The organism is Nocardia sp. X0981, assembly GCF_977089955.1.
Window position 1 is genome coordinate 6,252,425 of the sequence record NZ_OZ372435.1, and the last position, 20,363, is coordinate 6,272,787.

20 protein-coding genes are annotated in these 20,363 nt (G+C 67.0%); 8 read left to right on the forward strand and 12 right to left on the reverse strand.

Annotated features, from left to right (window positions below; genetic code table 11):
• Nucleotides 1-333: 333 nt before the first annotated feature.
• Complete coding sequence (locus ACYR7D_RS27850; RefSeq protein ID WP_459547469.1) at nt 334-1,554, reverse strand: glycosyltransferase family 4 protein; 1,221 nt, start codon at nt 1,552-1,554, stop codon at nt 334-336.
• 361 nt (nt 1,555-1,915) lie between these two features.
• On the opposite strand from ACYR7D_RS27850, the gene ACYR7D_RS27855 reads away from it, so the two are divergent.
• The 5 genes from ACYR7D_RS27855 (at nt 1,916) to ACYR7D_RS27875 (ending at nt 6,470) form a co-directional block, all read left to right on the forward strand.
• Nucleotides 1,916-2,821, forward strand: a complete 906-nt coding sequence (locus tag ACYR7D_RS27855) for an NAD-dependent epimerase/dehydratase family protein (protein WP_459547470.1) — start codon at nt 1,916-1,918, stop codon at nt 2,819-2,821.
• Nucleotides 2,821-4,128 carry a class I SAM-dependent methyltransferase gene (locus ACYR7D_RS27860; RefSeq protein WP_459547471.1) on the forward strand — a complete coding sequence of 436 codons (1,308 nt, stop codon included), beginning with the start codon at nt 2,821-2,823 and terminating at the stop codon, nt 4,126-4,128. The genes ACYR7D_RS27855 and ACYR7D_RS27860 overlap by 1 nt, the downstream gene beginning before the upstream one ends.
• Nucleotides 4,129-4,142: 14 nt before the next feature.
• Nucleotides 4,143-5,093, forward strand: coding sequence for a BadF/BadG/BcrA/BcrD ATPase family protein (locus tag ACYR7D_RS27865; protein WP_459550319.1), 951 nt, complete (start codon nt 4,143-4,145; stop codon nt 5,091-5,093).
• The gene (locus ACYR7D_RS27870) at nt 5,087-5,737 is read left to right on the forward strand and encodes an HAD-IA family hydrolase (protein ID WP_459547472.1); all 651 of its coding nucleotides are present in this window, start codon (nt 5,087-5,089) and stop codon (nt 5,735-5,737) included. Before ACYR7D_RS27865 ends, ACYR7D_RS27870 begins: the two co-directional genes overlap by 7 nt.
• A 202-nt stretch (nt 5,738-5,939) precedes the next feature.
• The gene (locus ACYR7D_RS27875) at nt 5,940-6,470 is read left to right on the forward strand and encodes a cupin domain-containing protein (protein ID WP_459547473.1); all 531 of its coding nucleotides are present in this window, start codon (nt 5,940-5,942) and stop codon (nt 6,468-6,470) included.
• Nucleotides 6,471-6,946: 476 nt separating this feature from the next.
• Here ACYR7D_RS27875 and ACYR7D_RS27880 read toward each other — a convergent pair whose 3' ends face one another.
• Complete coding sequence (locus tag ACYR7D_RS27880; RefSeq protein ID WP_459550320.1) at nt 6,947-7,942, reverse strand: CobW family GTP-binding protein; 996 nt, start codon at nt 7,940-7,942, stop codon at nt 6,947-6,949.
• A 280-nt stretch (nt 7,943-8,222) separates the two neighbouring features.
• On the opposite strand from ACYR7D_RS27880, the gene ACYR7D_RS27885 reads away from it, so the two are divergent.
• Nucleotides 8,223-8,591, forward strand: a complete 369-nt coding sequence (locus tag ACYR7D_RS27885) for a hypothetical protein (RefSeq protein WP_459547474.1) — start codon at nt 8,223-8,225, stop codon at nt 8,589-8,591.
• A 75-nt stretch (nt 8,592-8,666) separates the two neighbouring features.
• Here the strand turns inward: ACYR7D_RS27885 and ACYR7D_RS27890 are convergent, their stop codons facing one another.
• The 6 genes from ACYR7D_RS27890 to ACYR7D_RS27915 all read right to left on the reverse strand — a co-directional run bounded on the left by ACYR7D_RS27890 (nt 8,667) and on the right by ACYR7D_RS27915 (nt 15,754).
• Nucleotides 8,667-9,128 (reverse strand): PaaI family thioesterase, encoded by a 462-nt coding sequence (locus ACYR7D_RS27890; RefSeq protein WP_459547475.1) that lies wholly within the window; start codon nt 9,126-9,128, stop codon nt 8,667-8,669.
• Nucleotides 9,129-9,152: 24 nt separating this feature from the next.
• Nucleotides 9,153-10,433 carry an MFS transporter gene (locus tag ACYR7D_RS27895; protein ID WP_459550321.1) on the reverse strand — a complete coding sequence of 427 codons (1,281 nt, stop codon included), beginning with the start codon at nt 10,431-10,433 and terminating at the stop codon, nt 9,153-9,155.
• Between the two features lie 333 nt (nt 10,434-10,766).
• Nucleotides 10,767-12,545, reverse strand: a complete 1,779-nt coding sequence (locus ACYR7D_RS27900) for a GMC family oxidoreductase N-terminal domain-containing protein (RefSeq protein ID WP_459547476.1) — start codon at nt 12,543-12,545, stop codon at nt 10,767-10,769.
• A gap of 110 nt (nt 12,546-12,655) precedes the next feature.
• A complete protein-coding gene (locus tag ACYR7D_RS27905) occupies nt 12,656-14,323 on the reverse strand; it encodes an alkaline phosphatase D family protein (protein ID WP_459547477.1) in 1,668 nt (555 codons plus the stop codon).
• A 103-nt stretch (nt 14,324-14,426) separates the two neighbouring features.
• A complete protein-coding gene (locus ACYR7D_RS27910) occupies nt 14,427-15,149 on the reverse strand; it encodes an LppU/SCO3897 family protein (RefSeq protein WP_459547478.1) in 723 nt (240 codons plus the stop codon).
• A complete protein-coding gene (locus tag ACYR7D_RS27915) occupies nt 15,146-15,754 on the reverse strand; it encodes a hypothetical protein (protein WP_459547479.1) in 609 nt (202 codons plus the stop codon). Before ACYR7D_RS27915 ends, ACYR7D_RS27910 begins: the two co-directional genes overlap by 4 nt.
• Nucleotides 15,755-16,308: 554 nt before the next feature.
• Between ACYR7D_RS27915 and ACYR7D_RS27920 the strand changes: the two genes are divergently transcribed.
• The gene (locus ACYR7D_RS27920) at nt 16,309-16,731 is read left to right on the forward strand and encodes a hypothetical protein (protein WP_459547480.1); all 423 of its coding nucleotides are present in this window, start codon (nt 16,309-16,311) and stop codon (nt 16,729-16,731) included.
• 139 nt (nt 16,732-16,870) lie between these two features.
• The gene (locus ACYR7D_RS27925; RefSeq protein WP_459547481.1) at nt 16,871-17,734 is read left to right on the forward strand and encodes an SDR family oxidoreductase; all 864 of its coding nucleotides are present in this window, start codon (nt 16,871-16,873) and stop codon (nt 17,732-17,734) included.
• A 48-nt stretch (nt 17,735-17,782) separates the two neighbouring features.
• Here the strand turns inward: ACYR7D_RS27925 and ACYR7D_RS27930 are convergent, their stop codons facing one another.
• The 4 genes from ACYR7D_RS27930 to ACYR7D_RS27945 form a co-directional block, all read right to left on the reverse strand.
• Complete coding sequence (locus ACYR7D_RS27930; protein ID WP_459547482.1) at nt 17,783-18,454, reverse strand: TetR/AcrR family transcriptional regulator; 672 nt, start codon at nt 18,452-18,454, stop codon at nt 17,783-17,785.
• An 85-nt stretch (nt 18,455-18,539) separates the two neighbouring features.
• Nucleotides 18,540-18,725: a hypothetical protein gene (locus ACYR7D_RS27935; protein ID WP_459547483.1), complete on the reverse strand. Its 186-nt coding sequence runs from the start codon at nt 18,723-18,725 to the stop codon at nt 18,540-18,542.
• Complete coding sequence (locus tag ACYR7D_RS27940; RefSeq protein WP_459547484.1) at nt 18,695-19,000, reverse strand: hypothetical protein; 306 nt, start codon at nt 18,998-19,000, stop codon at nt 18,695-18,697. The genes ACYR7D_RS27935 and ACYR7D_RS27940 overlap by 31 nt, the downstream gene beginning before the upstream one ends.
• A gap of 101 nt (nt 19,001-19,101) precedes the next feature.
• Nucleotides 19,102-20,334, reverse strand: a complete 1,233-nt coding sequence (locus ACYR7D_RS27945) for an acyl-CoA dehydrogenase family protein (protein WP_459547485.1) — start codon at nt 20,332-20,334, stop codon at nt 19,102-19,104.
• Between the last annotated feature and the right edge of the window lie 29 nt (nt 20,335-20,363).

A 20,363-nucleotide genomic window follows, 5' to 3' on the forward strand; every position in this document is an offset into this window, starting at 1 on the left:
TGTTCCGGTCCGAGTTTTACCGAGATAACTTCCCCAGGGCGTACAGCCGGTAGAACTGCCTTCGATAGGTAAACGGCGTCCGGGTATCGTCCGACCCCCGCGGATTGTCCCCGCCAGACATTGTCCGACATTGGCGAAACCCGAAATCGCCGCTTCCCTATATCAGGCAACGGGAAGGGTGCCCGGACAGATTCCAGCCTTTCGGCTTCGTGTGTCTCAGCGGAGCTCGCGTACCGGATCCGCCGACCGGTGAGGTCGCCGAGAACGGGGCCCGGCCTCTCGGGCCCGTAACCGGCGTCCATGCCTCATCGTCGTGTGTGGTCCGGCCACCCATCAGGCCTGACCGGACAAGCTGTCGACCTCCGCTGAAAGTTGCGACCACAGTCGCAGCATCCGGACCGATGTGTCTTCCCACGTCGGCGCGGCCCACTGACCCGCCCTCAGTTCGGCGCGCCGGCGATTTCTTTCCTGCGGGTCCGCGCACAGCCGGATCACGTGGCCGGCGAAAGTGTCCGCGTCATCGGCGAAGCAGACGGCCGATCGTAGCGGTTCGGGTATGCCTTGAATTCCGCCGACGGTCGTGGACACCAGCAGGCAGGAGCGCCGGATCGCCTCGATCATCTTGACCTTCACGCCGCCGCCGATCCGCAGCGGGCACAGCACGATATCGGACCTATCCAGCTCTGCCGGAAGATCGTCGACGTAACCGAGCAGCTCCGCGCCCGCGCATTCCTCGCCCAGCCGGGTCAGCTCCGGGGTGAGGTTCTTTCCGGCGAGCAGCAGCCGGGCCTGCGGAATCCGATCGCGGATGCGCGGAAATACCTCGGCTATCAGCCAGACGAATGCGTCTCGGTTGGGTGGATAGTCGTAGTCGGCAACGAAGAACAGCCGCGGCGAGGTCAGCCGACCGTGGTCGGGCGGCCGTGATGGAGACTGCGGCAGGTGATCCCAGCCGTTCGGGATCAGATGCGGATGCACCGCCGGATCCCGGTGGTGCATTTCCTCAGCGTCTTCGGGACTGAGCGCCACGACCGCTCCCGCGCCACGCCACGCCGCCAGCTCGCGCCGACGCAGTTCGTCGATTTCGGCAGTCGACACCGGGTGGCCGGTCTCCGCCCGCTGCGCCAGGAGCTGCGACTCGATGTTGTAGTCGACCACGACGGTGCGGGACCGCAGCTCCGGCGGGACCAGGGGCAACAAGAAGTGCCGTTCCAAATGGACGACGTCGTAGCCTCCGGTTTCGGCGACGAGGCGGCGCATGAGTTCGGTGGCCGATCGCGACGCGCGGTCCGGAGCGGGTCCGGGAACCGACTCGTCGGCGAAGATATGAGTACTCAGGCCAGGAAGCTCGGGCACCGCGGCCGTGTCGCGGGCGATATCCGCCTCGGGGGCGACCACGACGAGATCGACTTTCGCTTCTTCCAAGGCACGACGCAGCAGCATTCCGCAGCGGATTCGCAGACCGCCCACCGTCGGCCACGGCATTTCCGGTGATACGAACAGCACGCGGGATCGGGCGCCTTGGTAGGCACCGTTCATGCGGCTCGCTTCCATGGCAGACCCTCCAGCGTGATCGAACTCCACAGTTATACACCGATATGCGGTTCCTGAATACCAATAAGTCGACGGCTGCGCGCAGGACCTGGCAAACCTGCTGACGGCCGGGCCCGGCAGGTCGCTATCGAACTCGACCACACCCGCCGAGTAAGCGAGCCACGAGGCACGTCGGGGAGCGAGCGTTGCCAGAAGTTCGGAAAAGGCCGGTGTCGACTTCCCGCTGATGGGGGGTGCAGCAACTTCTCGGATACCTTAGCCTCACTGTGACGAGGGCCACGATCGTAACGATCCGGTACATGATCTATAACAATCCGATCATTGCCCTTGTCGCAGATTGGATGAGAGAAAGCGGTACGCCATGCGTATTCTTGTTACTGGCGGTGCCGGTTATGTTGGCTCAACGCTGGTGCCCCTCCTTCTCGCGGAGGGACATCGAGTCAGGGTGCTCGACTATATGAGGACCGGCGGCAGAGGACTCCTTTCCTGTTGTGCGCATCCCCATTTCGAGTTGGTCCATCGGGACATGTTGGATGATGAGGCGCTGGCGTCCGCGCTGGAAGGCGTCGATGCCATAGTCCACCTCGCGGCGATCGTGGGTTACCCGGCCTGTCAACGTGAGCCGGCGTATGCCCGGGCGCTGAACGTGGACGCCACCCGCCGCCTGGTCGAACTTCGGGAGCGCGATCAGCGAATTCTCTTCGCCTCCACTGGAAGTGTCTACGGAAAGGTCCGTGACACCGTCTGCACGGAGCAAACCGAACTCAACCCGCTCACTCTGTACGGGCAATCGAAGGCGGAGGCCGAGCAACTGGTGCTGGAGGGCGGGAACAGCGTCGTCTACCGCTACGCGACGGCGTTCGGGGTGAGCCCGTCCATGCGCGTCGACCTACTCGTCAACGACTTCGTGCACCAAGCCGTCCACCGCGGAAACCTTGTTGTCTATCAGGCCGATTCCCGGCGCACGCTGATTCATGTGCGGGACATGGCGAGGTCGATCGCCTTCGCGCTTCGGAACTGGGACGCCGTCGCCGACGACGTCTACAACGTGGGGGATGAGACATTGAACCTATCGAAGGCTGACATCGTGACCAGGATCCGTGAACGCATCAACTGTTATGTGCACTTCGCCGAATTCGCCGCCGATCCCGATCAGCGCGACTACGAGGTGTCATACGAGAAGATCCGCGCGAAGGGCTTCTCAACGGAAATCGACTTCGAGACCGGTCTTGCCGAATTGGCGACCGCGGTCAGGCTGGTGGCGTGATGACCGACGAACGGGACACTTGCCGGATCTGTGGCTCCCCCGCCCTTCACGAGGTGCTCGACCTGGGGAACCTTGCGGTAGCGGATTTCGCGGACGGCGCCGAACCCCTCTTCGCGCCATTGGTTCTGGCGCTCTGCGACCCGGACAAGGGCGGCTGCGCGTTCCTCCAGCTCAAACACCAGGCCGTCGACTCGTCGCTGTTGTATACGCAGTACTGGTACCGGTCCGGCACCAATGAGGCCATGCGAACGGCGCTGGCCGACATCACCGCCGCCGCACAGGCAGCGGTACCACTCGAGGCCGGGGACATCGTCGTCGATATCGGCGCGAACGATGGCACCTTGCTGCGGAGCTACCAGCGTGATGATCTGAAATTGGTGGGATTCGAGCCCGCCGAGAACCTGCAACCCGAGGCTTCCGCCGGCACCGACCTGATAGTGCCGGAATTCTTCAACGCGGACGCATTCAGCCGCGCTCTCGGTTCTGCGGCGCGCGCGCGGGTGATCACATCGATCGCGATGTTCTACGACCTCGAGCGGCCCCATGATTTCGTTGCCGATATCGCCCGCATCCTGGCCCCGGACGGGCTCTGGGTGGTACAGATGGCTTATCTGCCCACGATGTTGTCCGGCAACAACTTCGACAACATCTGCCACGAGCACGTCGGCTATTACTCGCTCGATGTGATGGACCGGCTGGTCCGGGCGCACGGGCTCGAAATCAGGGACGTCGAGCTGAACGATGTCAACGGCGGAAGTTTCCGCCTCTACATCCAGCACGGCACACACACCGATGAACGGTGGCAGTCGGGCGGCGGTAGGGACCGGGTCGAGGAACTGGCCGCCACGGAGCGTGCGCTGGCATTGGCCGAGACCGATACCTACCGGAAGTTCGCCGGCCGGATAGCCGAAATCCGGGAGGAGGTCCGGAACTTCGTAGAGAGCGAACTCGCCGACGGTAAGGTCATGCACATCTACGGCGCGTCGACCAAAGGCAATACGATCCTCCAGTACTTCGGGCTGGATCATCGTCATTTCCCGCTTGCGGCGGAGCGCAACCAGGACAAGTGGGGCTTGCGGACCGTGGCCACCGAGATCCCTATGGTGTCCGAGGAAGAGTCCCGGCGCGCCGATCCGGACTACTATTTCGTGCTGCCCTGGCATTTCCGGGACGCTTTTCTGGCGCGCGAGCGAGACTATCTCGACTCCGGTGGCGGCATGATCTTCCCGCTGCCCGAGCCGACGCTTGTCCGGGTGGTCGACGGCGAACTGCGCGAAACCGCACTCCATAAGGAGAGTGGCCGCTGACTGCTGTCTACGGTATCGACGCGGGCGGGACACGGACGCGGATTTCCGTTCAAACGCCCGGCAGGCCCGATATTCGGCGGGAGATCGGTTCGATCAATCGCGCGGCGGTCGGCGAGACCGCCGCGCGAGATCGGCTGCGCGAAGCGTTCGACATCGTCAGGGACGCCACCGCCGGACAGGTGTCGGTCGGCTGGCTCGCCACGGCAGGCATCGTCGCGGAAACCGCGGCTGGTGAACTCTCCGTGATACGCGGATTGCTCCCCGAGGGGTCCGGGCTGCTGGTGGCCTCCAACGACGCTGTACCCCTTCTCTTCGCACCGCCGTTGACCGACCGGGGGGCCGTCGTCATCGCCGGTACCGGAAGTGGGTTCCTCGGTGGCGACGGGGAAACGGTCGTGCAGTTGGGCGGTCACGAGTACCTGGGCGCGGACCAGGGCAGCGCCTTCGATATCGGTATGCGGGGCCTGCGGGCGGCATTATCGGCCCGCGACGGCATCGGTCCCGGCTCGGCTCTGCCCGAGGCGATGTCCCAGTTCGCGAACCGGGACATCGCCGCCGAGGCCAGGCGACTCGCGACGCTCCCGTTTCCCAAACAAGAGGTAGCGCGTCTGGCACCGACGGTGATCCAGTGCTGGCGCTACGGCGACGATGTCGCGGGAACCGTTATCGCCACCGCGGTCGAGGCGCTGGCCGCGGGGGCGGCACGGATACGCGAGTCGCTGCGCCTGTCCGCAACGGACGGCACTGTGCTCGCGGGAGGTCTCGTCACCGGCTCCGCGGACTTCGCCGCCGCTGTCCGCGTCGCCATCGAGCGAAGGAGCGGTACGCATCAGGTGACCGTCTGTGCCGATCCCGCCGCGACGGTTCTGTCGTGCGCCCGAAGGCTCGTCGGTGCCGGCGACCGGCCGTCGATCATCCGAGCCTATGCGGGCAGGCACGCTTGGCTGATGGGTACACCATGCTAGAGCTCGAAATACTCACCCCGGCACGCCGTTGTTCCCTTACCTGCGAAGCACTTCTGTTCGACATGGATGGCACCCTGATCGACTCGCAGGCTTGCATCGAGCAGGTGTGGCGGGATTGGGGTGCGCGGCACGGGTTGGACATCGGCGAACTGCTGCGGGTGTCGCATGGACGTCGCAACGACGAAACCGTGCGGATCATGGCCCCGCATCTGAACCTCGCCGATGAGCTCGCCTATTTGACCGAGGCGGGCGAGAACTGCCGGGACGGTATCACGGCGATCCAGGGTGCGCGCCGGCTGCTGAGCCGGCTCGACCCGCAACGCTGGGCCGTGGTGACCTCGGCTTGGCGCCGGCTGGCCGAGATCCGGCTCGGCTGCGCCGGTCTGGAGGTACCTGAAGTCCTGGTCACCGCCGACGATATCGAGCGGGGCAAACCGGATCCGGATGGATACCTCCGTGCCGCGGCCAGGCTGGGCGTCGCGCCGGCCGGGTGCGTGGTGGTGGAAGACGCCCCGGCCGGGATCGCGGCGGCGCGAGCGGCCGGCATGCGCGTCATCGGCGTCACCACGACGGTCGAACGCGAGCGACTGGAATGTGATTGGTGCGTGAATGATCTCGCGGCCTTGACCGTGGAGGCGTGCTGACAATACGAAGGTCGACAAAACAATGCATGACCAGGCCTCAATTGCGCGGCCTCATAGGGTCATACAGGTAGCGGACACTCTCTATATCTGCGATGCTATAGCGGAATGAGACGGACCGAAATGTACGTAGTTCAGATGTCATATGCATTTGAGAATGCACACGAGCTGATGACATTGATATCGAATGGGTAGGTGCAGCAGCGTGGAAGAAATTTCGCAGGAAACAGGAACCGGCACGGGTTCCGATTCGATCGACCGGGCGCCGGGGATCGCGGAACCGATTCCCGCGGATGTTCCGCATGAGGCCGAGACACCGCAGGTCGTGGCACCGGGGATCAGGATGCTCACGTTCCCTGGCGTCAAGAACGTCGTCAAACAGTGGGGCCAGGAACGTTGGTTGCACGAGCCGGACAGTCCGTTCGGTTTCAAGGTGGTCCGCATCCGGGCGGGGCACCGGACCAGCCTGCAATACCACGAACACAAACGGGAGACGTACTTTATTCTGGACGGGGAGGCCGTTTTGCATTATCGCGCCGCGCTGGACGCGCCGAATGAGCTGATCCCTTTTCCGGCAGGCTCGGTGGCACATGTGGATGCGGGCGCCGTGCATCGAGTCGCCGCGGTGACGGACATTGTTCTCGTCGAGGCGTCGACCGCCGACGACGGCACCGACAATGTCCGGGTGGAAGATGATTACGGACGTAAAGATGGTCGAATCGCCGAGGAACACTGATTGTCGGCACGCCTCCACCTCGAGGCCGTGAGATCATCGACGCACCCCGCGTTCGGCCGGTGATCGGCGACCGAGTCGATGCATGATCCGGGACCGGTTGCACCAGCCCGTCCGGTCCGCGGTGAGCGTGGTATCCCACAACGCCCGTTTCGGCCTGGGCCCGCCGCGCCCGGGCACGGAAGGTCCTCAGGGCGATCGGGCATTCGCGCGCGGTCAGCGCACAGCAGAGCGCAACGGCCCCGAACCCAACGCTCAGCGCATGATCGCGCAACCTACCGCAGTCGCGGGTCGTTCCTCGCGCCGGAAAGGTCTCCGCTCGGGCCTGGTGGCGGGCGTGTGCCACTCGCTCCACCACCGCCACCGGGCCCGGCCGGATCACCCGCGCCGAGCTCGCAGCCACCACCTGGAGCCGTTACGTCACCGCCCCCGGGTTCCGTTCACCCGGCGGCTGGACGCCGTCGAGTACCCGCGACAGTTCAATACGAGACCTCACCAGCCGGGCGACCCCCGCCCGGTTCGCGGTGCACGGTCGCGCGCAACTGTTCCAGCACCGCGTCGGTATCCAGACCGGTCCCGATGAGCACCAATTCCGTCCCGGCGCCGCGGATGGACCGGTCGGCCTGCTCCAGGGTGATCGCGCGGCCGACCAGGTGCAGGAGGAAACGGCCGGGCCTCGGCGCGGCGAAGGTGACGAAACCTTTCGCTCGGAAGAGCCCGGCGGGCGGTTTCTCCAGGAAGTCGACGAGCCGGCGCCGATGCAACGCCACGGTCTCGGTGAACACCACACTGGTGTACTCGTCATGCAGATGCCGGTGGTCACCGCCGGACTCGTCGTGCGCGTATTCGTCGCGCAGTAGTTCGTCGAGACTCAGTTGCTCGCCGACGCGCGGTTCACCGCGGCGGCGCGGATCGACCAGCAGCCCGGGGTCGATTCGCCCGTGTGTGGTCACGTATACCGGGGCGCCCTCGGTCAGTTCCGTGATCTCGGCCCGTAGCTCGTTCAGTTGCGCCGCCTCGATCCGGTCGGCCTTGTTCACTACGACCAGGTCGGCCAGACGCAGACGGCTCGCCAGTTCCGGATGTCGCGCCCGGCTCCCGGTGAACTCGCCCGCGTCCACCACTTCGAGCAGCCCGCCGTACCGAATCCGGGGGTTCTCGCTACCCACCACCATGCGCACCAGATTGCGCGGTTCGGCCAGCCCGCTGGCCTCCACGATGATCATATCGATACCGGTGCGGGGATCGGTCAGCCGGGTGAACAACTCGTCGAGTTCGGAGACGTCCACCGCGCAGCACACACAGCCGTTGCCCAGCGACACCATGGCGTCGACCTGGCCCGCCACCAGCATCGCGTCGATGTTCACGGCGCCGAAATCATTGACCACCACTCCGATCCGGGTGCCGCGGGTGTTGCGCAGCAGATCGTTGAGCAGGGTGGTTTTACCGGCTCCGAGGAATCCGGCCACGATCATCACGGGTATGCGCTCAGCCACCCGACCACCCTACTGAGTGCCCTCCCGCCCCTATCGGAGCCCGCCCGGAGTTCCCGCGGCTCGTGGCGGTGCCGTGCGCCGAATCGATCGTATTTCACATCGCATATCGTGCGGAAATCCGGCAACGGCTCGCGAACATTTCCCGGCAGCACCACCGATATTCCGAATCTCCGGAATACGTACACCGATTCTGGTAAACGTGCCGGGGAGATGGTGGGGAATCTCGTTTCTACAGCAGCGGAATATCGAGGAGTATCGAATGCGCGCAGGCACGTTTCTGATCGCTGGAGCGATGCTGGCGGTGGCGACCGTGCTGGGCGGCGGTACGGCAGCGGCCCAACCGGCCGATTTCATCCCGCACGACGGCGTCTATCGGGTCGGCGTGGATATCCGGCCCGGCGTCTACGAATCTACCGGACCGGCCGATCCCGCCGGGGCCTGCGACTGGCGACGGCTGTGGCGCCTCGAGGGCGACAACACGAATATGAAGTACATCATCGAGAACAACTACACGAGGCTGGGCCCCAACCGGGTGACCATCAAACCCACCGATGCCGGGTTCATCACCCGCAATTGTGGTTCCTGGCGGATGGTGCCGCCCGCGCCCTCGGGTTCGGCCGGTTTCTGAATCCACCGACCGGACCGGCCCGGCACCCCGATCCGGGTGCCGGGCCGGTCACTGTCCGGAGGTCACGAACGGAGCCTACGAATGGGCGCGGAGCTGATACAGCCCCTCGGTCTCCGCGACCACCACCCCGTCGGTATCGGTGAGCACCGCCCGTAGGGTGAAATCGGCCTTACCGTCCGCCGCGGCGGCCGCGGCGATCCGCTCGATCTCGATTTCGTCCAGAGTGGCCTGCGCGCGCACCGCCGTGGTGGCGGGTTTACGGAACGTGATGCGCAGATCCTTCACCAGCGGATAGAACTTCGCGGTGTCGAAACTCGCCACGGCGATGGCGCCACCGAGGATCTCCCCCACCGTGAACAGCACGCCCGCGTACATGACACCGAAATGGTTGCCGTTTCCCTCGGCGGGCACGGTCGCCGCGGCATAACCCCGGCGTACCTCCTCCGCGTGCACCCCCATCCGGTGGGCGACCGGAATGGTGTGTTCCAGGGCCGAGTTCACTACCTCGGCGATGGGCGGATTGCGGGTTTCACTCATAACGGGGCAGGGCCTTTCCCTGGGTCAGGCAACGGATTGTTTTTCGGTGGCCGGGGGCGGCTCGGGGCCGGACGCGGCATCGGGTACTTCGGTCCCGCGCAACGAGGTGCCCGCGGTTTCCCGCAGGAACGCCCAGGCCACCAGGCCGATCAGCGCGGCGCCCACCATATAGACAGCGGGGAACAGACTCCAGCCGGTGGTCTCGATCACCGCTTCGTTCACCAGCGGCGCGGTACCGCCGAAGGCGGCCGTGGCCACGTTGTAGCTCAGGGCGAACCCGGCGTACCGCACATGAGTCGGGAAGATGGCGGGGAAGGTGGCGCTGATGGTGGACAACTGCGGTACGTACAGCAGGCCCAGGACAACGAAGCCCACGATCGCCCAGCCGGTACCCACACCCATCAGCCAGTACATCGGCACCGCGAACACGGCCAGACCGACCAGCGAGAAGAGCCACAGCGGCCGGCGGCCGACCCGGTCGGAGAGCCGCCCGAAGAAAGGCACGCACAGCATCATGACGACCTGGCCGACGAGCATCATGGCGGTGGTGGTGGACTCGCCCAGGCCGATGGTGTTCTGCAGATAGGTCGGCTGGTAGGTGAGCAGCGTGTAGTTGGCCACGTTCAGGGCGATGACCAGACCCGACAGGGTCAGCAGTTCGCGCTTGTAGGTGGTGATCAGTACACGGAGCCCGCCCTCGGGATGCTCCTGCTCGTTGACCTCGGTGAAAACCGGTGATTCGTCGAGCCGGGTCCGCAGATACCAGCCGATGGCGCCCAGCGGGACGGCGATCAGGAAGGGGATCCGCCAGCCCCAGTCGTGCATGGCGTCGGAACCGAGGATCAACTGGCACAGCAGGACCACCGCGGAACCGCCGACGAACCCGCCGAGGGTACCGAACTCCAGGAAGCTGCCGAAGAATCCGCGTTTCCGATCGCTGGCGCATTCGGCCAGGTAGGTGGCCGCACCACCGTATTCTCCGCCGGTGGAGAAGCCCTGCACCACCCGCAGCAGGATCAGCAGGATCGGGGCCAGCACGCCGACCTGGCTGTGCGTCGGTAACAGGCCGATCAGCCCGGTGGCCGCCGCCATCAACAGGATCGTGGTCGCCAGGACGACCTTGCGGCCGACGCGGTCACCCAGCGGCCCCCAGACCAGGCCCCCGAGCGGGCGCAGGACGAAGGAGATCGCGAAGCCCAGCATGGTGCCGAGCGTGCCCAGCTCACCGGGGAAGAAGGCATCCGTCAGATAGGTGGCGGTCGCGGCGTAGACGCCGTAGTCGAACCATTCGGTCGCATTGCCCATGGCCGAGGCCGCGACCGATCTCTTGAGTTGCGGTGATTGCGGCGGCTGCTTGTCCGTCACGGTCAGTCCTCTCCGGCGCGCGCGGCCAAGTCGGCCCGGCCGACTCGTCGCGTCGCGCCCGCCGGCGACCGGGTTCCGGCGAGTATCGACCTCAATCCGTTACCCCGGAGGCACCGGAGGTAAACGCGGGCACGAGCCGGGGCGGGCGAGCCGGCCCCTCCGATCAGCTATTCGTCAGCTTATGTGAAGGGGCTCACAGCCGCTGGAAAGGGGGCCGCCGAGCCGCCGCCGCGGCGGCCCGGTATCCGGCGCGTCCCGCCCCGAGCAGGGCGTCTACTCGCCCACGGCGATATCGGGTCGCGGCCGATGGGTGACCTCCACCACCGGCAGCCGCAGAGCCGCCGGCGCCGACGCGGGCACCACCGGAGCGACCGGGGCCACCGCGGCGATCCGCCGGTACGGCGCCCCGGGGGCCGGCCGCGGATCCTGCTCGCCCTTGTTCGGCCAGAGGGCGACCGCCCGCTCGGATTGGGCGGTGATGGTGAGCGAGGGGTTGACGCCGAGATTGCCCGAAATGGTGGAACCATCGATCACGTGCAGACCCGGATATCCGTAGAGGCGATGGTAGGGGTCGACCACGCCGGTCTCGGGACTGTCGCCGATCACGCATCCGCCGATGAAATGACCGGTCATCGGGATGTTGAAAACACTGCTGCTGGCCCCGCCGGGGATACCGTTGATCTTGTCGGCGACCCGGCGGCCCACCTCGTGCCCGGCCGGGATCCAGGTGGGGTTGGGTGCGCCCTCGCCCTGACGGGTGGTCATCCTGCGGCCGAACAGCCCCCGCTTGGTGTAGGTGGTGATCGAGTTGTCCACCGATTGCATCACCAGCAGGCCGATCATCTGTTCCGACCAGCCCCGCGGATTGTGCAGATGCGGAAGGTCCCGGCGGTAGCGCCACATTTCACGCAACCAGAGCCGGCGTTTGGACACACCGGGTTCCTCGTCCACCATCACGCTGCCCATCAGCGAGATCACATTGCTGCCCTTGCCGTAACGCACGGGTTCGATATGGGTGTCCGGATCGGGGTGGATCGAGGAGGTGATGGCCACCCCCTTGGTGAAATCCTTGCTCTTGTCGCGGCTGCGGATCGAGAGCAGTTCCTCGGAGTTGGTCCGGGAGAGAAATCCGAGGCGAGCGGAGATGTTCGGTAGCGATCCGCTGTCGCGGAGCTTGTGCAGCAGCCGCTGGGTGCCCAGGGAGGCCGCGGAGAAGATCACCTGTTCGGCGGTGTAGGTGGTGCGCCGTTTACGCAGCCAGCGCCCCGTCGCGACGGTTTCCACCGCGTAGCCACCGTCGGGCAGCGGTTTGACATCCGTGACGGTGCGCAGCGGGTGGACCGTCGCACCGGCCTGCTCGGCGAGGTACAGATAGTTCTTGACCAGGGTGTTCTTCGCATTGTGCCGGCACCCGGTCATACATTCACCGCAGTGGGTGCAGGTGCGCCGCGCCGGGCCGGCGCCACCGAAGTACGGGTCCTCGACATCTTCCCCTGGACGGGTGCCGGGTCCGCCGAAGAACACTCCCACCGGCGTCCGCTGATAGGAATCGGCCACTCCGAGTTCCTCGGCGACCTCCTTCAGCACCCGGTCGCTGGGGGTGGTGGCCGGATTGGTGGTCACGCCCAGCATACGTTTGGCCTGGTCGTAGTACGGGGAGAGTTCGTCCTTCCAGTCGGTGATATGCGCCCACTGACCGTCCCGGAAGAATTTGTCCGGGGGTTCGTACAGTGTGTTCGCATAGACCAGCGAGCCGCCGCCCACTCCGGCGCCGGCCATGATGAGGGTGTTCTTCATCATGGTGAGCCGCTGGATGCCGAAGCAGCCCAGATAGGGCGCCCACAGGTACTGCCTGGCGCGCCAGGAGGTTTTCGCGAATTCGTCGTCGGTGAAGCGACGCCCGGCCTCGAGGACACCGACCCGGTACCCCTTCTCGGTCAACCGCAGGGCGCTCACACTGCCCCCGAAACCGGAGCCGATGACGAGCACGTCGTAGTCGAAGGTCTGGCCGGGCCCGGCGCCGGTGCCGGGGCTCGTTGCGGAACTGGACATCTTTCCGAGACTATGGCCTGGATCACCCCGGCGGGGACATACCAGCGGTCAGGAAATCGGCACTTTCGGCCAACTTACGGAAGCTGTCCCCTCCTTACCGGTCGCGGCCCCTATCCACCCGGCCGGTCGGCCTCGACCGCGGGCCGGCGGCCGGACGCCTCGACCTCCGTGGTCACGGTTGCGGGCCCCGGATCCCACGCCGCTCGGGCCCCCGGCCTCCCGTGCTCCACCACGAAAGCGGCCCGGGTGGTGACCGGGGCCCCGGGCCGGTGCACATAGGGCACCACGCGGAAATCACCCCGCCACAGCTCTTCGTCCACCTCCACCCGGACGTAGCCGCGCTGACCGTTGAAGAACTTCATATCCGGATTGGCATCGAGCAGGGTCCGCCCGCGCGGGGGCAGATCGGCGCCGTCCCGGCCGGTGGTGACGGAGGTACCGGTGAACTCCGTGGCCACCACCGGGGACGCCGGATCCCGGTAGTCGCCCCGGATATCGGCCACATAGTTCTCGTGCCGGTCACCGGTGAGCACCACCAGATCACCGCGCCCGCGCGCGGCGGCCGCGGCCAGGACCGCGTCGCGATCGGCGACATAACCGTCCCAGGCGTCGGTACCCACCGCGACCGCCGGCCCCGGGTCGTGGTCCGATTGCGCCATGGCGACCTGATTACCCAGGATCTGCCAGCGCGCGGTGGAGCGGGTGAGCCCGTCGATCAACCATTCGCGCTGCTCGGCACCCAGGATCGTACGATCGGCGGCGAAACGGTCCGGGCAGTCCACGACCAGGTTCGCCCCGTCACCGCATACCAGCGGCGACCGGTACTGCCGGGTGTCGAGCATGGTGAGGTCGGCGAGGGCGCCGAACGAATAGCGGCGGTGCATCCGGGTGTACGGGCCGGAGGGCAACTGGGCGATACGCAACGGCAGATGTTCGTACATGGCCCGGAAAGCGGCCGCGCGCCGGCGCCGGAACAGGGCGGGCAGCAGGTGGATATCGATACCGGCACCCGGTTGGAAACCCGCCCAGTTGTTATCGATTTCGTGATCGTCGAAGGTGCACAGCCAGGGGAAGGCGGCGTGGGCCGCGCGTAGTTCGGGCTCCGCCTTGTACTGGGCGTACCGCAGCCGGTAGCCGGTGAGATCGGTGGCCTCCGCCCGCAGCGTCTCCGGGATCACGAGCCCGGACCGCCCCCGCGCCCATTCCTTCTCGTAGATGTAATCGCCCAGGTGCACCACGAAATCGAGGTCCTCGGCGCAGAGATGCCGGTAGGCGGTGTAGTAGCCGGAGCTCCAGTGCTGGCAGGAGACGAAGGCGAACCGCAACCGGTCGACGGGCGCACCCGTCGCCGGAGCCGTACGGGTGCGGCCCACCGGCGATACCGCCGTACCCGCGCGAAACCGGTAGAAGTACCAGCGGTCCGGGGCGAGCCCCCGAACCTCCGGGTGCACACTGTGGGCCAGTTCCCGGGTGGCCACCGCGCTGCCCCGGGCCGCCATCCGGCGGAAATGTTCGTCCTCGGCGACCTCGTATTCGACGGTAACCGGCGCATGGGCGGTTCCGCCCAGCCCGTCCGGGGCGAAGGGATCGGGCGCCAGCCGGGTCCACAGCACCACCCCGTCGGGGCTCGGATCGCCGGAGGCCACGCCCAGTGTGAACGGGTCGCCCAGGAGGCGGGGCGCGCGGAACGGGGCGCTGCTCACCAGACCGGCTCCGGCCAGTAGCGCGGTCGCCCCGGCGGCACCTGTGCGCAGCAACCGTCGGCGGGAGAGAGCCATGATCCGATTATCGCCCGCAGGAGCCCTCTGCCACCCGGAAGGCGCCGGGGTGGGCCGGGCGGCCGGCCGGATCCCGTGGCGGTCCGGCCGGCCGGACGCCGAGCTAGATATCGGCGAAGCAGACCACGAAACGCCGTTCGTCGTAGACGAATCCGCGGTCGGCGGACGGGCATGCGTTCACACTGTTGGTCTCCGGCAGAATGCTGATCACCCGCACTCCGCCGGGGCCGCATTCGGTGCGCTGCGGCTGCTCGCCCGAAACATCGACACAGCTGCCGATCACCCAGTCGATATCGAGGCACAGAGTCGTATCGGCGATGGTGTGGCTGGTATCGGCGTCGGTGGGACACGCGGTACCGGCCGGGCCCGCACTGGCCACCTTGTAGCGGGATTCGTCGCTACCGCAGGGCGCCTCGGTGACTTCCTTTTCCCCGAAACCACTGACGCAATCCCCGGCCACCACCTCGACCTTGGGCGGGGCCTCTTTGGCCTCCTTGTTGGCCTGGCCCGCGGTACCGAGAGCCGAGGGTGTGGTGGTCGGCGCGCTGGACGGCGCCGGAGCCGACGAGGGCCCGGCCGGTGCCACGGGCACCGCTGTGGTGGAGGACCCGGTAGCGGTGGTGACGGTGGAGGAGGGCGCGGCCAGCTCCTCGGTATTCTCTTCGCCGCCGGCGGTGGCCAGCAGCGCGGCCACCCCGATACCCAGCACGATCGAGGTCACCACGGCCGCGATACCGATCGCGGCCGCGGTGGCGCCCACCCGGGCACGCTTGTCCTGTGGGGAGAGCGGCTGTGCGCCGTCCTCGTCCGGAACCGGCTCGGTCACGGCTCGCCGCGCAGGACCGCCGTCACGGCATCGCCGAACGACTGCCCACCGGTGATGTATCCACCGGCGACCGCGCCGACGACCAGGCCGATCGGTCCGGTGATGATGCTGAAGAAGCCCAGGCCGACGAGCGCGCCGAGCAAACCACCCAGCACCGCGCCGACGGCGACACCGGCAACGTTCTTCTCCAGTTCACTGGTGAGCCGGGCCATCGAGCTGACCGGCCGCATCTCGCCGATGTTCTCGGCGGTGACGGTCGGGGTGAGTTCGAGTGTGGTGCCGTCCGCGCTGATCTCGTGGGCCACGGCCATTTCGCTGCCGGAGATCTCGTACTGCAGCGGCACTTCGGCCACCACCGCGCCGCTGACGGCTTTCAGGATCGCCTTGGTGCCGTCGGGGGTGAGCTCGAAGCGACCGTCCTGCACCTCGGTGGTGATCGTCTGCGTCTTCTGATCGACGCTGGTTTCGTAGGCGACGCCCTGATCGACGCCCTCGCTCTCGATCTCCGGAGCCGGCGCCGCGGGTTCGGCGTGCACGGTCCCGGCGGAAATCCCTACAGCGGCGACAGCCATAACTGCGGTAGCGGCGAAAGTGCCGAACTTCATTACGCTCAATTCCTTCTCACGTGTTCCGTCCCGGAGGCCGGGCGGATGCGATTCACTTCGCGCACAGGACCATACCGAGGTTCCGAGTTCGAATGCATATCGTAAATTAAAAGGAAATATCATCATTTAAATTGCGGAGCAATAACTGCCGACTCCCGGAGTGGAGCGCCGATCCATATCCGGTGCAACGGTTATAGGATTCTGCGATATCCGCGCGGCACGCTCACCGGCCCCGTCAGCATTCGACCGGCAATCGAGTCCTCCGATAACATTTACGCACCGTTATTCCCCGATACGCTGGCAGGTGTTACATACGGGCTCGAATGTTCCGCCCACAGCTGGGAAGACCGTTCGGCCGGCCGGATACCGCTCGGGCACGACCCGGCGGAAGCCGGACGTCGCACCGGACCCGGCGGCAGCACACGTGACCCGGTGCCGATTCGTGACCCCGGGACATATTTCGTGATCTCTTCGGCCTGTGCCCACGGGCCGGCGGATGCTCCACTACTTACACGACGTTCACCCGTAGGCGCCGAGACCACCGGAGTACGCCCATGAGCAGCGCACACATCACCGGTATCGCGTCGGGAGCCCTCGCGCTCGCGGCCACGGCCGTGCTCGCGACAGCCCCCACCGCCGCGGCCCGCAGCGGCGAGGTGGCCGTATCCGGCGGCTTCGGACTGGGTTTCCTCCAGTACGGCACGGGCTGTACCTATACGGTCACCGCGATCGGAGCTCCGGGCGCCGACGGTATCACCCTGACCGATGCGGTCGACGGTTACGACACCGGTGGTGCCTTCGGCCCGGTCGAGGAGGTGGAACCGGGCGTGTTCGCCGCCGACTGGACTCCCCTCGTCACCGGCAGGCATGTGCTGTCCGCCGGGATGGGCGCCTCCACGGCGGTGAATGTCGTGGTGGGTTACGACCTCGGCCTCGTCTGCGCCGCCCTGCCCACGCCCCCGAGTCCGCCGCGGTGAGCCGGCCGGCGGGACGAACACCTGTGGCGCGAACCGGTTCCGGATCGGGCACCCTTGACAGATCCCATATTTTTGACAGACTCCGACGAAAATACCCGCGGCGCACAGTGCTGTGCACCGGATCGGAGGAAGGTTCCATATGGGTGTCTACGCGGTGACGGGGGCGGCGTCGGGTATGGGCAGAGCGGTCGCCGAGAAACTCGCGGCGGAGGGACACCGGGTGATCGGTGTGGATATCCAGGAAGCCGATATCGTCGCCGACCTCTCGACCGCCGAGGGCCGGCGTGCCGCGATCGACGGGGTACTGGCCGCCGCGGACGGCCGGCTCGACGGCGCCGTACTCGCCGCCGGCCTGGGACCGGCCCCCGACCCCGCACGCCTGCCCCTCATCGCGGCCGTGAACTATCTCGGCGTGGTCGACCTGCTCCAAGGCTGGCGCCCGGCGCTCGCGGCGACCGGCGCCGCACGGGTGGTCGCGTTCGGTAGCAATTCGTCCACGACCGTACCCGTGGTACCGAAGCGGGCGATCCGGGCTTTCCTGGCCGGCGATACCGGCCGCGCCGTCCGGACGGTGCGCGTATTCGGCAAGCACGCCGGCCCCTTCCTCTACGCGGCGTCCAAGATCGCGGTGAGCCGCTGGATACGGCGGCACGCGGTGCGCCCGGAATGGGCCGGAGAAGGTATCCGGCTCAACGTCATCGCCCCCGGCGCGATCCTGACTCCGCTGCTCGAACGTCAGCTCGCCTCCCCCACCGAAGCCCGCGCCGTCGAATCGTTCCCGGTGCCCACCGGAGGTTTCGGAAAACCGGAACACATCGCCGACTGGGTACTCATGATGCTCTCCCCGTCGGCCGAGTTCCTCTGCGGCAGCGTGTTATTCGTCGACGGTGGCACGGACGCCTACTTCCGGCCCGACGATTGGCCACGGGCGGTCCCGCTCCGCCGGATCGTGGGTTACCTGCGCCGGTTCCGGGGCTTCGCCGCAAGCCGGCCCGGGACATGAGATCCCGGCCGGAACCGGTGGGACACGCGCATCCGGTTCCGGCCGCGACTATCGGCGGCCGGGTCCGGGAAGCCCCAGGGCGTTGATCCAGATCCGGTCGAGGGTGCCGAGCAGGACATCGAACCCGATCTCCTCTCCCTCCACGAACACCAGATACGCCATCTTGCTGACCATGCTGGACAGCGCCAGCGCCGTCACCCGCGCGTCCAAGCCCGCCGGGACCAGTCCGCGCGCCTGCAGATCCCGGATGAGGGCGGCATTGCGATCGATGAACGCGGATGCCCGCTCGGCGCGCAGGGCCGCGAACTGCGGGTCCACCCGGGCGACCTGTTCCAGCACTGCCATCAGCCGCGCATTGCGCCGATAGGACCGCAGATACTCCCGATTCGCGGCGGCGATCCACTCGCGGGGGTCGTCGCTACCACCGCGGGCACGGATGTGCGGATGCAGCATCTCCTCGCGCACCTGCGCGACGACCTCGGCGAAGATCTCCTCTTTACCGTCGAAGTAGGTGTAGAAGGAACCCGACGCCACCCCCGCGGTCCGGGTGATATCGCTGATACGGGCGTCCACGAAACCGTCGTTCTCGAAGACCTGCCGAGCCGCGGCGATCAGGGCGGCCCGGGTGCGGATACCGCGCCGGCTCTTCGGCGCCGGGCGCGCCGTCCGGCCCTCCGGTGCCGCCCCGCCCGCAGAAGAGCTGTCCACCTGGGCGTTCACGGCTCACTCGCTGTCGTCGGGGGCATATCTGGGATGCGGTGGATCGTAACAGTCCGCCCGCGCCCGGCGGTTCGGACCGGGTGGGTCAGATGGGGAACAGCCGGCCCGTGGCCAGTGTGGTGATCCGGTCGTCGTTACCGGAATCGCGCAGGGTCACCCGGCTCACATCCGCGTGCAGGGCCGCTTCGGCGACCACCGGGCCCACCCGGGCGGGCTGGAGATAACGCAGGGCGAGGGTGCTCAATGTGGCGCCCGGGGCCAGCGAGAGCACGGCTTCCTCCGCGCCAGCGCGATCAGGCCGCCGTTGACGGTGCGTGCGGCGTTGAGCCCGTCGTCGGTTCGCGGCAGTACCGCGGTGTCCGGGGCGCGGCGCTCGCAGCCGGCTCGTTCGGCGAGGGGAACGGCGAGCAGCCGGTCGGAAACCGGCATATCCGGGCCGAGTCCTTCGGGCAACCGCAGTTTCGCGTCCGGCGACACCATGAACGAGCCACCACCGTAGGCGAAGGGTTCGCCGTCGCAGGTCCATTCGACCTCCGCGACGAACACCGGTCCGTCCTGCTCGCCCTCCCGGCCGGGTCCGCTGGGATCCGGGCGGCCGGTTCCGGCCCTGCCCGCGATGGCCGGAGAGCAACGCCGCGGGAACCGGCCTAGTTACCCGCGGCCTCGGCGGCGGCCCGAGCCTTGCCCAGCTCGACCCGGGCAATGGTCATTTTGTGCACTTCGTCGGGGCCGTCGGCGATTCGCAGGGTGCGCAGATGCGCGTACATGCTCGCCAGCGGGAAATCCTCGGTCACGCCCGCCGCGCCGTAGACCTGGATGGCGCGATCCACGATCCGCAGCGCCATAACCGGCGCCGCGATCTTGATCGCCGCGATCTCGGTGCGCGCTTCCTTGTTGCCGACGGTGTCCATCAGCCAGGCGGTTTTCAGCGTGAGCAGCCGGGCCTGTTCGATATCGATGCGGGCTTCGGCGATCCAGTCCCGGATATTGGCGCGCTCACTGACCTTGCGCCCGAATGTGGTGCGCGAATCGGCCCGGGCACACATGAGTTCCAGGGCGCGTTCGGCCATACCGATGGCACGCATCGCGTGGTGGATCCGGCCCGGCCCCAGCCGGGCCTGACTGATCGCGAAACCCTCGCCCTCGCCCTTCAGCACATCGGTCACCGGCACCCGCACATCCCGGAAATCGATCTCGGCGTGCCCCTCCCGGTCGATATAACCGAATACCGGCAGGTTGCGCACCACGGTGACGCCCGGCGCGTCGATCGGCACCACCATCATCGATTGCTGCCGGTGTGTGGGGGCATCGGGATCGGTTTTGCCCATCACGATCAGCACCTTGCAGTTGCGGTGCATGGCATTGGAGGCGAACCATTTACGGCCGTTGAGCACATAGTGGTCGCCGTCGCGTTCCATCCGCATCTCCACGTTGGTGGCATCGGAACTGGCGACCCCGGGCTCGGTCATGGCGAAGGCGGAGCGGATGGTCCCGTCGAGCAGGGGCCGCAGCCAGCGTTCCTTGTGCTCCTGGGTGCCGAAGAGGGTGAACACCTCCATATTGCCGGTGTCGGGGGCCGAACAGTTGCACGCCTCGGGGGCCAGGGCGGGGCTGCGGCCCATGATCTCGGCCAGCGGCGCGTATTCCAGGTTGGTCAGGCCCGGACCCCACTCCGGGTGCGGATGGAACAGATTCCACAGCCCCCGCGATCTGGCCTCGGCTTTCAGATCCTCGAGGATCTGCGGATGATGGTGCGGATCGCCCGCCGCGGCCATCTGCTCGGCGTACACCGGCTCGGCCGGGTAGACGCATTCGTCCATGAACGTGAGCAGGGTGCGCCGGTATTCGCGCGCACGCTCGGTCGAGGTGAACAGTTCCACGAGAGCTCCGATCGTCGAGGCGCGGCTCG

Excerpts from the sequence above, each read along its gene's own strand:
- ACYR7D_RS27850 (WP_459547469.1), bottom strand. The coding sequence starts at position 1,554 with ATGGAAGCGAGCCGCATGAACGGTGCCTACCAAGGCGCCCGATCCCGC.
- ACYR7D_RS27855 (WP_459547470.1), top strand. The coding sequence starts at position 1,916 with ATGCGTATTCTTGTTACTGGCGGTGCCGGTTATGTTGGCTCAACGCTG.
- ACYR7D_RS27860 (WP_459547471.1), top strand. The coding sequence starts at position 2,821 with ATGACCGACGAACGGGACACTTGCCGGATCTGTGGCTCCCCCGCCCTT.
- ACYR7D_RS27870 (WP_459547472.1), top strand. The coding sequence starts at position 5,087 with ATGCTAGAGCTCGAAATACTCACCCCGGCACGCCGTTGTTCCCTTACC.
- ACYR7D_RS27880 (WP_459550320.1), bottom strand. The coding sequence starts at position 7,942 with ATGATCGTGGCCGGATTCCTCGGAGCCGGTAAAACCACCCTGCTCAAC.
- ACYR7D_RS27885 (WP_459547474.1), top strand. The coding sequence starts at position 8,223 with ATGCGCGCAGGCACGTTTCTGATCGCTGGAGCGATGCTGGCGGTGGCG.
- ACYR7D_RS27890 (WP_459547475.1), bottom strand. The coding sequence starts at position 9,128 with ATGAGTGAAACCCGCAATCCGCCCATCGCCGAGGTAGTGAACTCGGCC.
- ACYR7D_RS27895 (WP_459550321.1), bottom strand. The coding sequence starts at position 10,433 with ATGGGCAATGCGACCGAATGGTTCGACTACGGCGTCTACGCCGCGACC.
- ACYR7D_RS27900 (WP_459547476.1), bottom strand. The coding sequence starts at position 12,545 with ATGTCCAGTTCCGCAACGAGCCCCGGCACCGGCGCCGGGCCCGGCCAG.
- ACYR7D_RS27905 (WP_459547477.1), bottom strand. The coding sequence starts at position 14,323 with ATGGCTCTCTCCCGCCGACGGTTGCTGCGCACAGGTGCCGCCGGGGCG.
- ACYR7D_RS27915 (WP_459547479.1), bottom strand. The coding sequence starts at position 15,754 with ATGAAGTTCGGCACTTTCGCCGCTACCGCAGTTATGGCTGTCGCCGCT.
- ACYR7D_RS27920 (WP_459547480.1), top strand. The coding sequence starts at position 16,309 with ATGAGCAGCGCACACATCACCGGTATCGCGTCGGGAGCCCTCGCGCTC.
- ACYR7D_RS27925 (WP_459547481.1), top strand. The coding sequence starts at position 16,871 with ATGGGTGTCTACGCGGTGACGGGGGCGGCGTCGGGTATGGGCAGAGCG.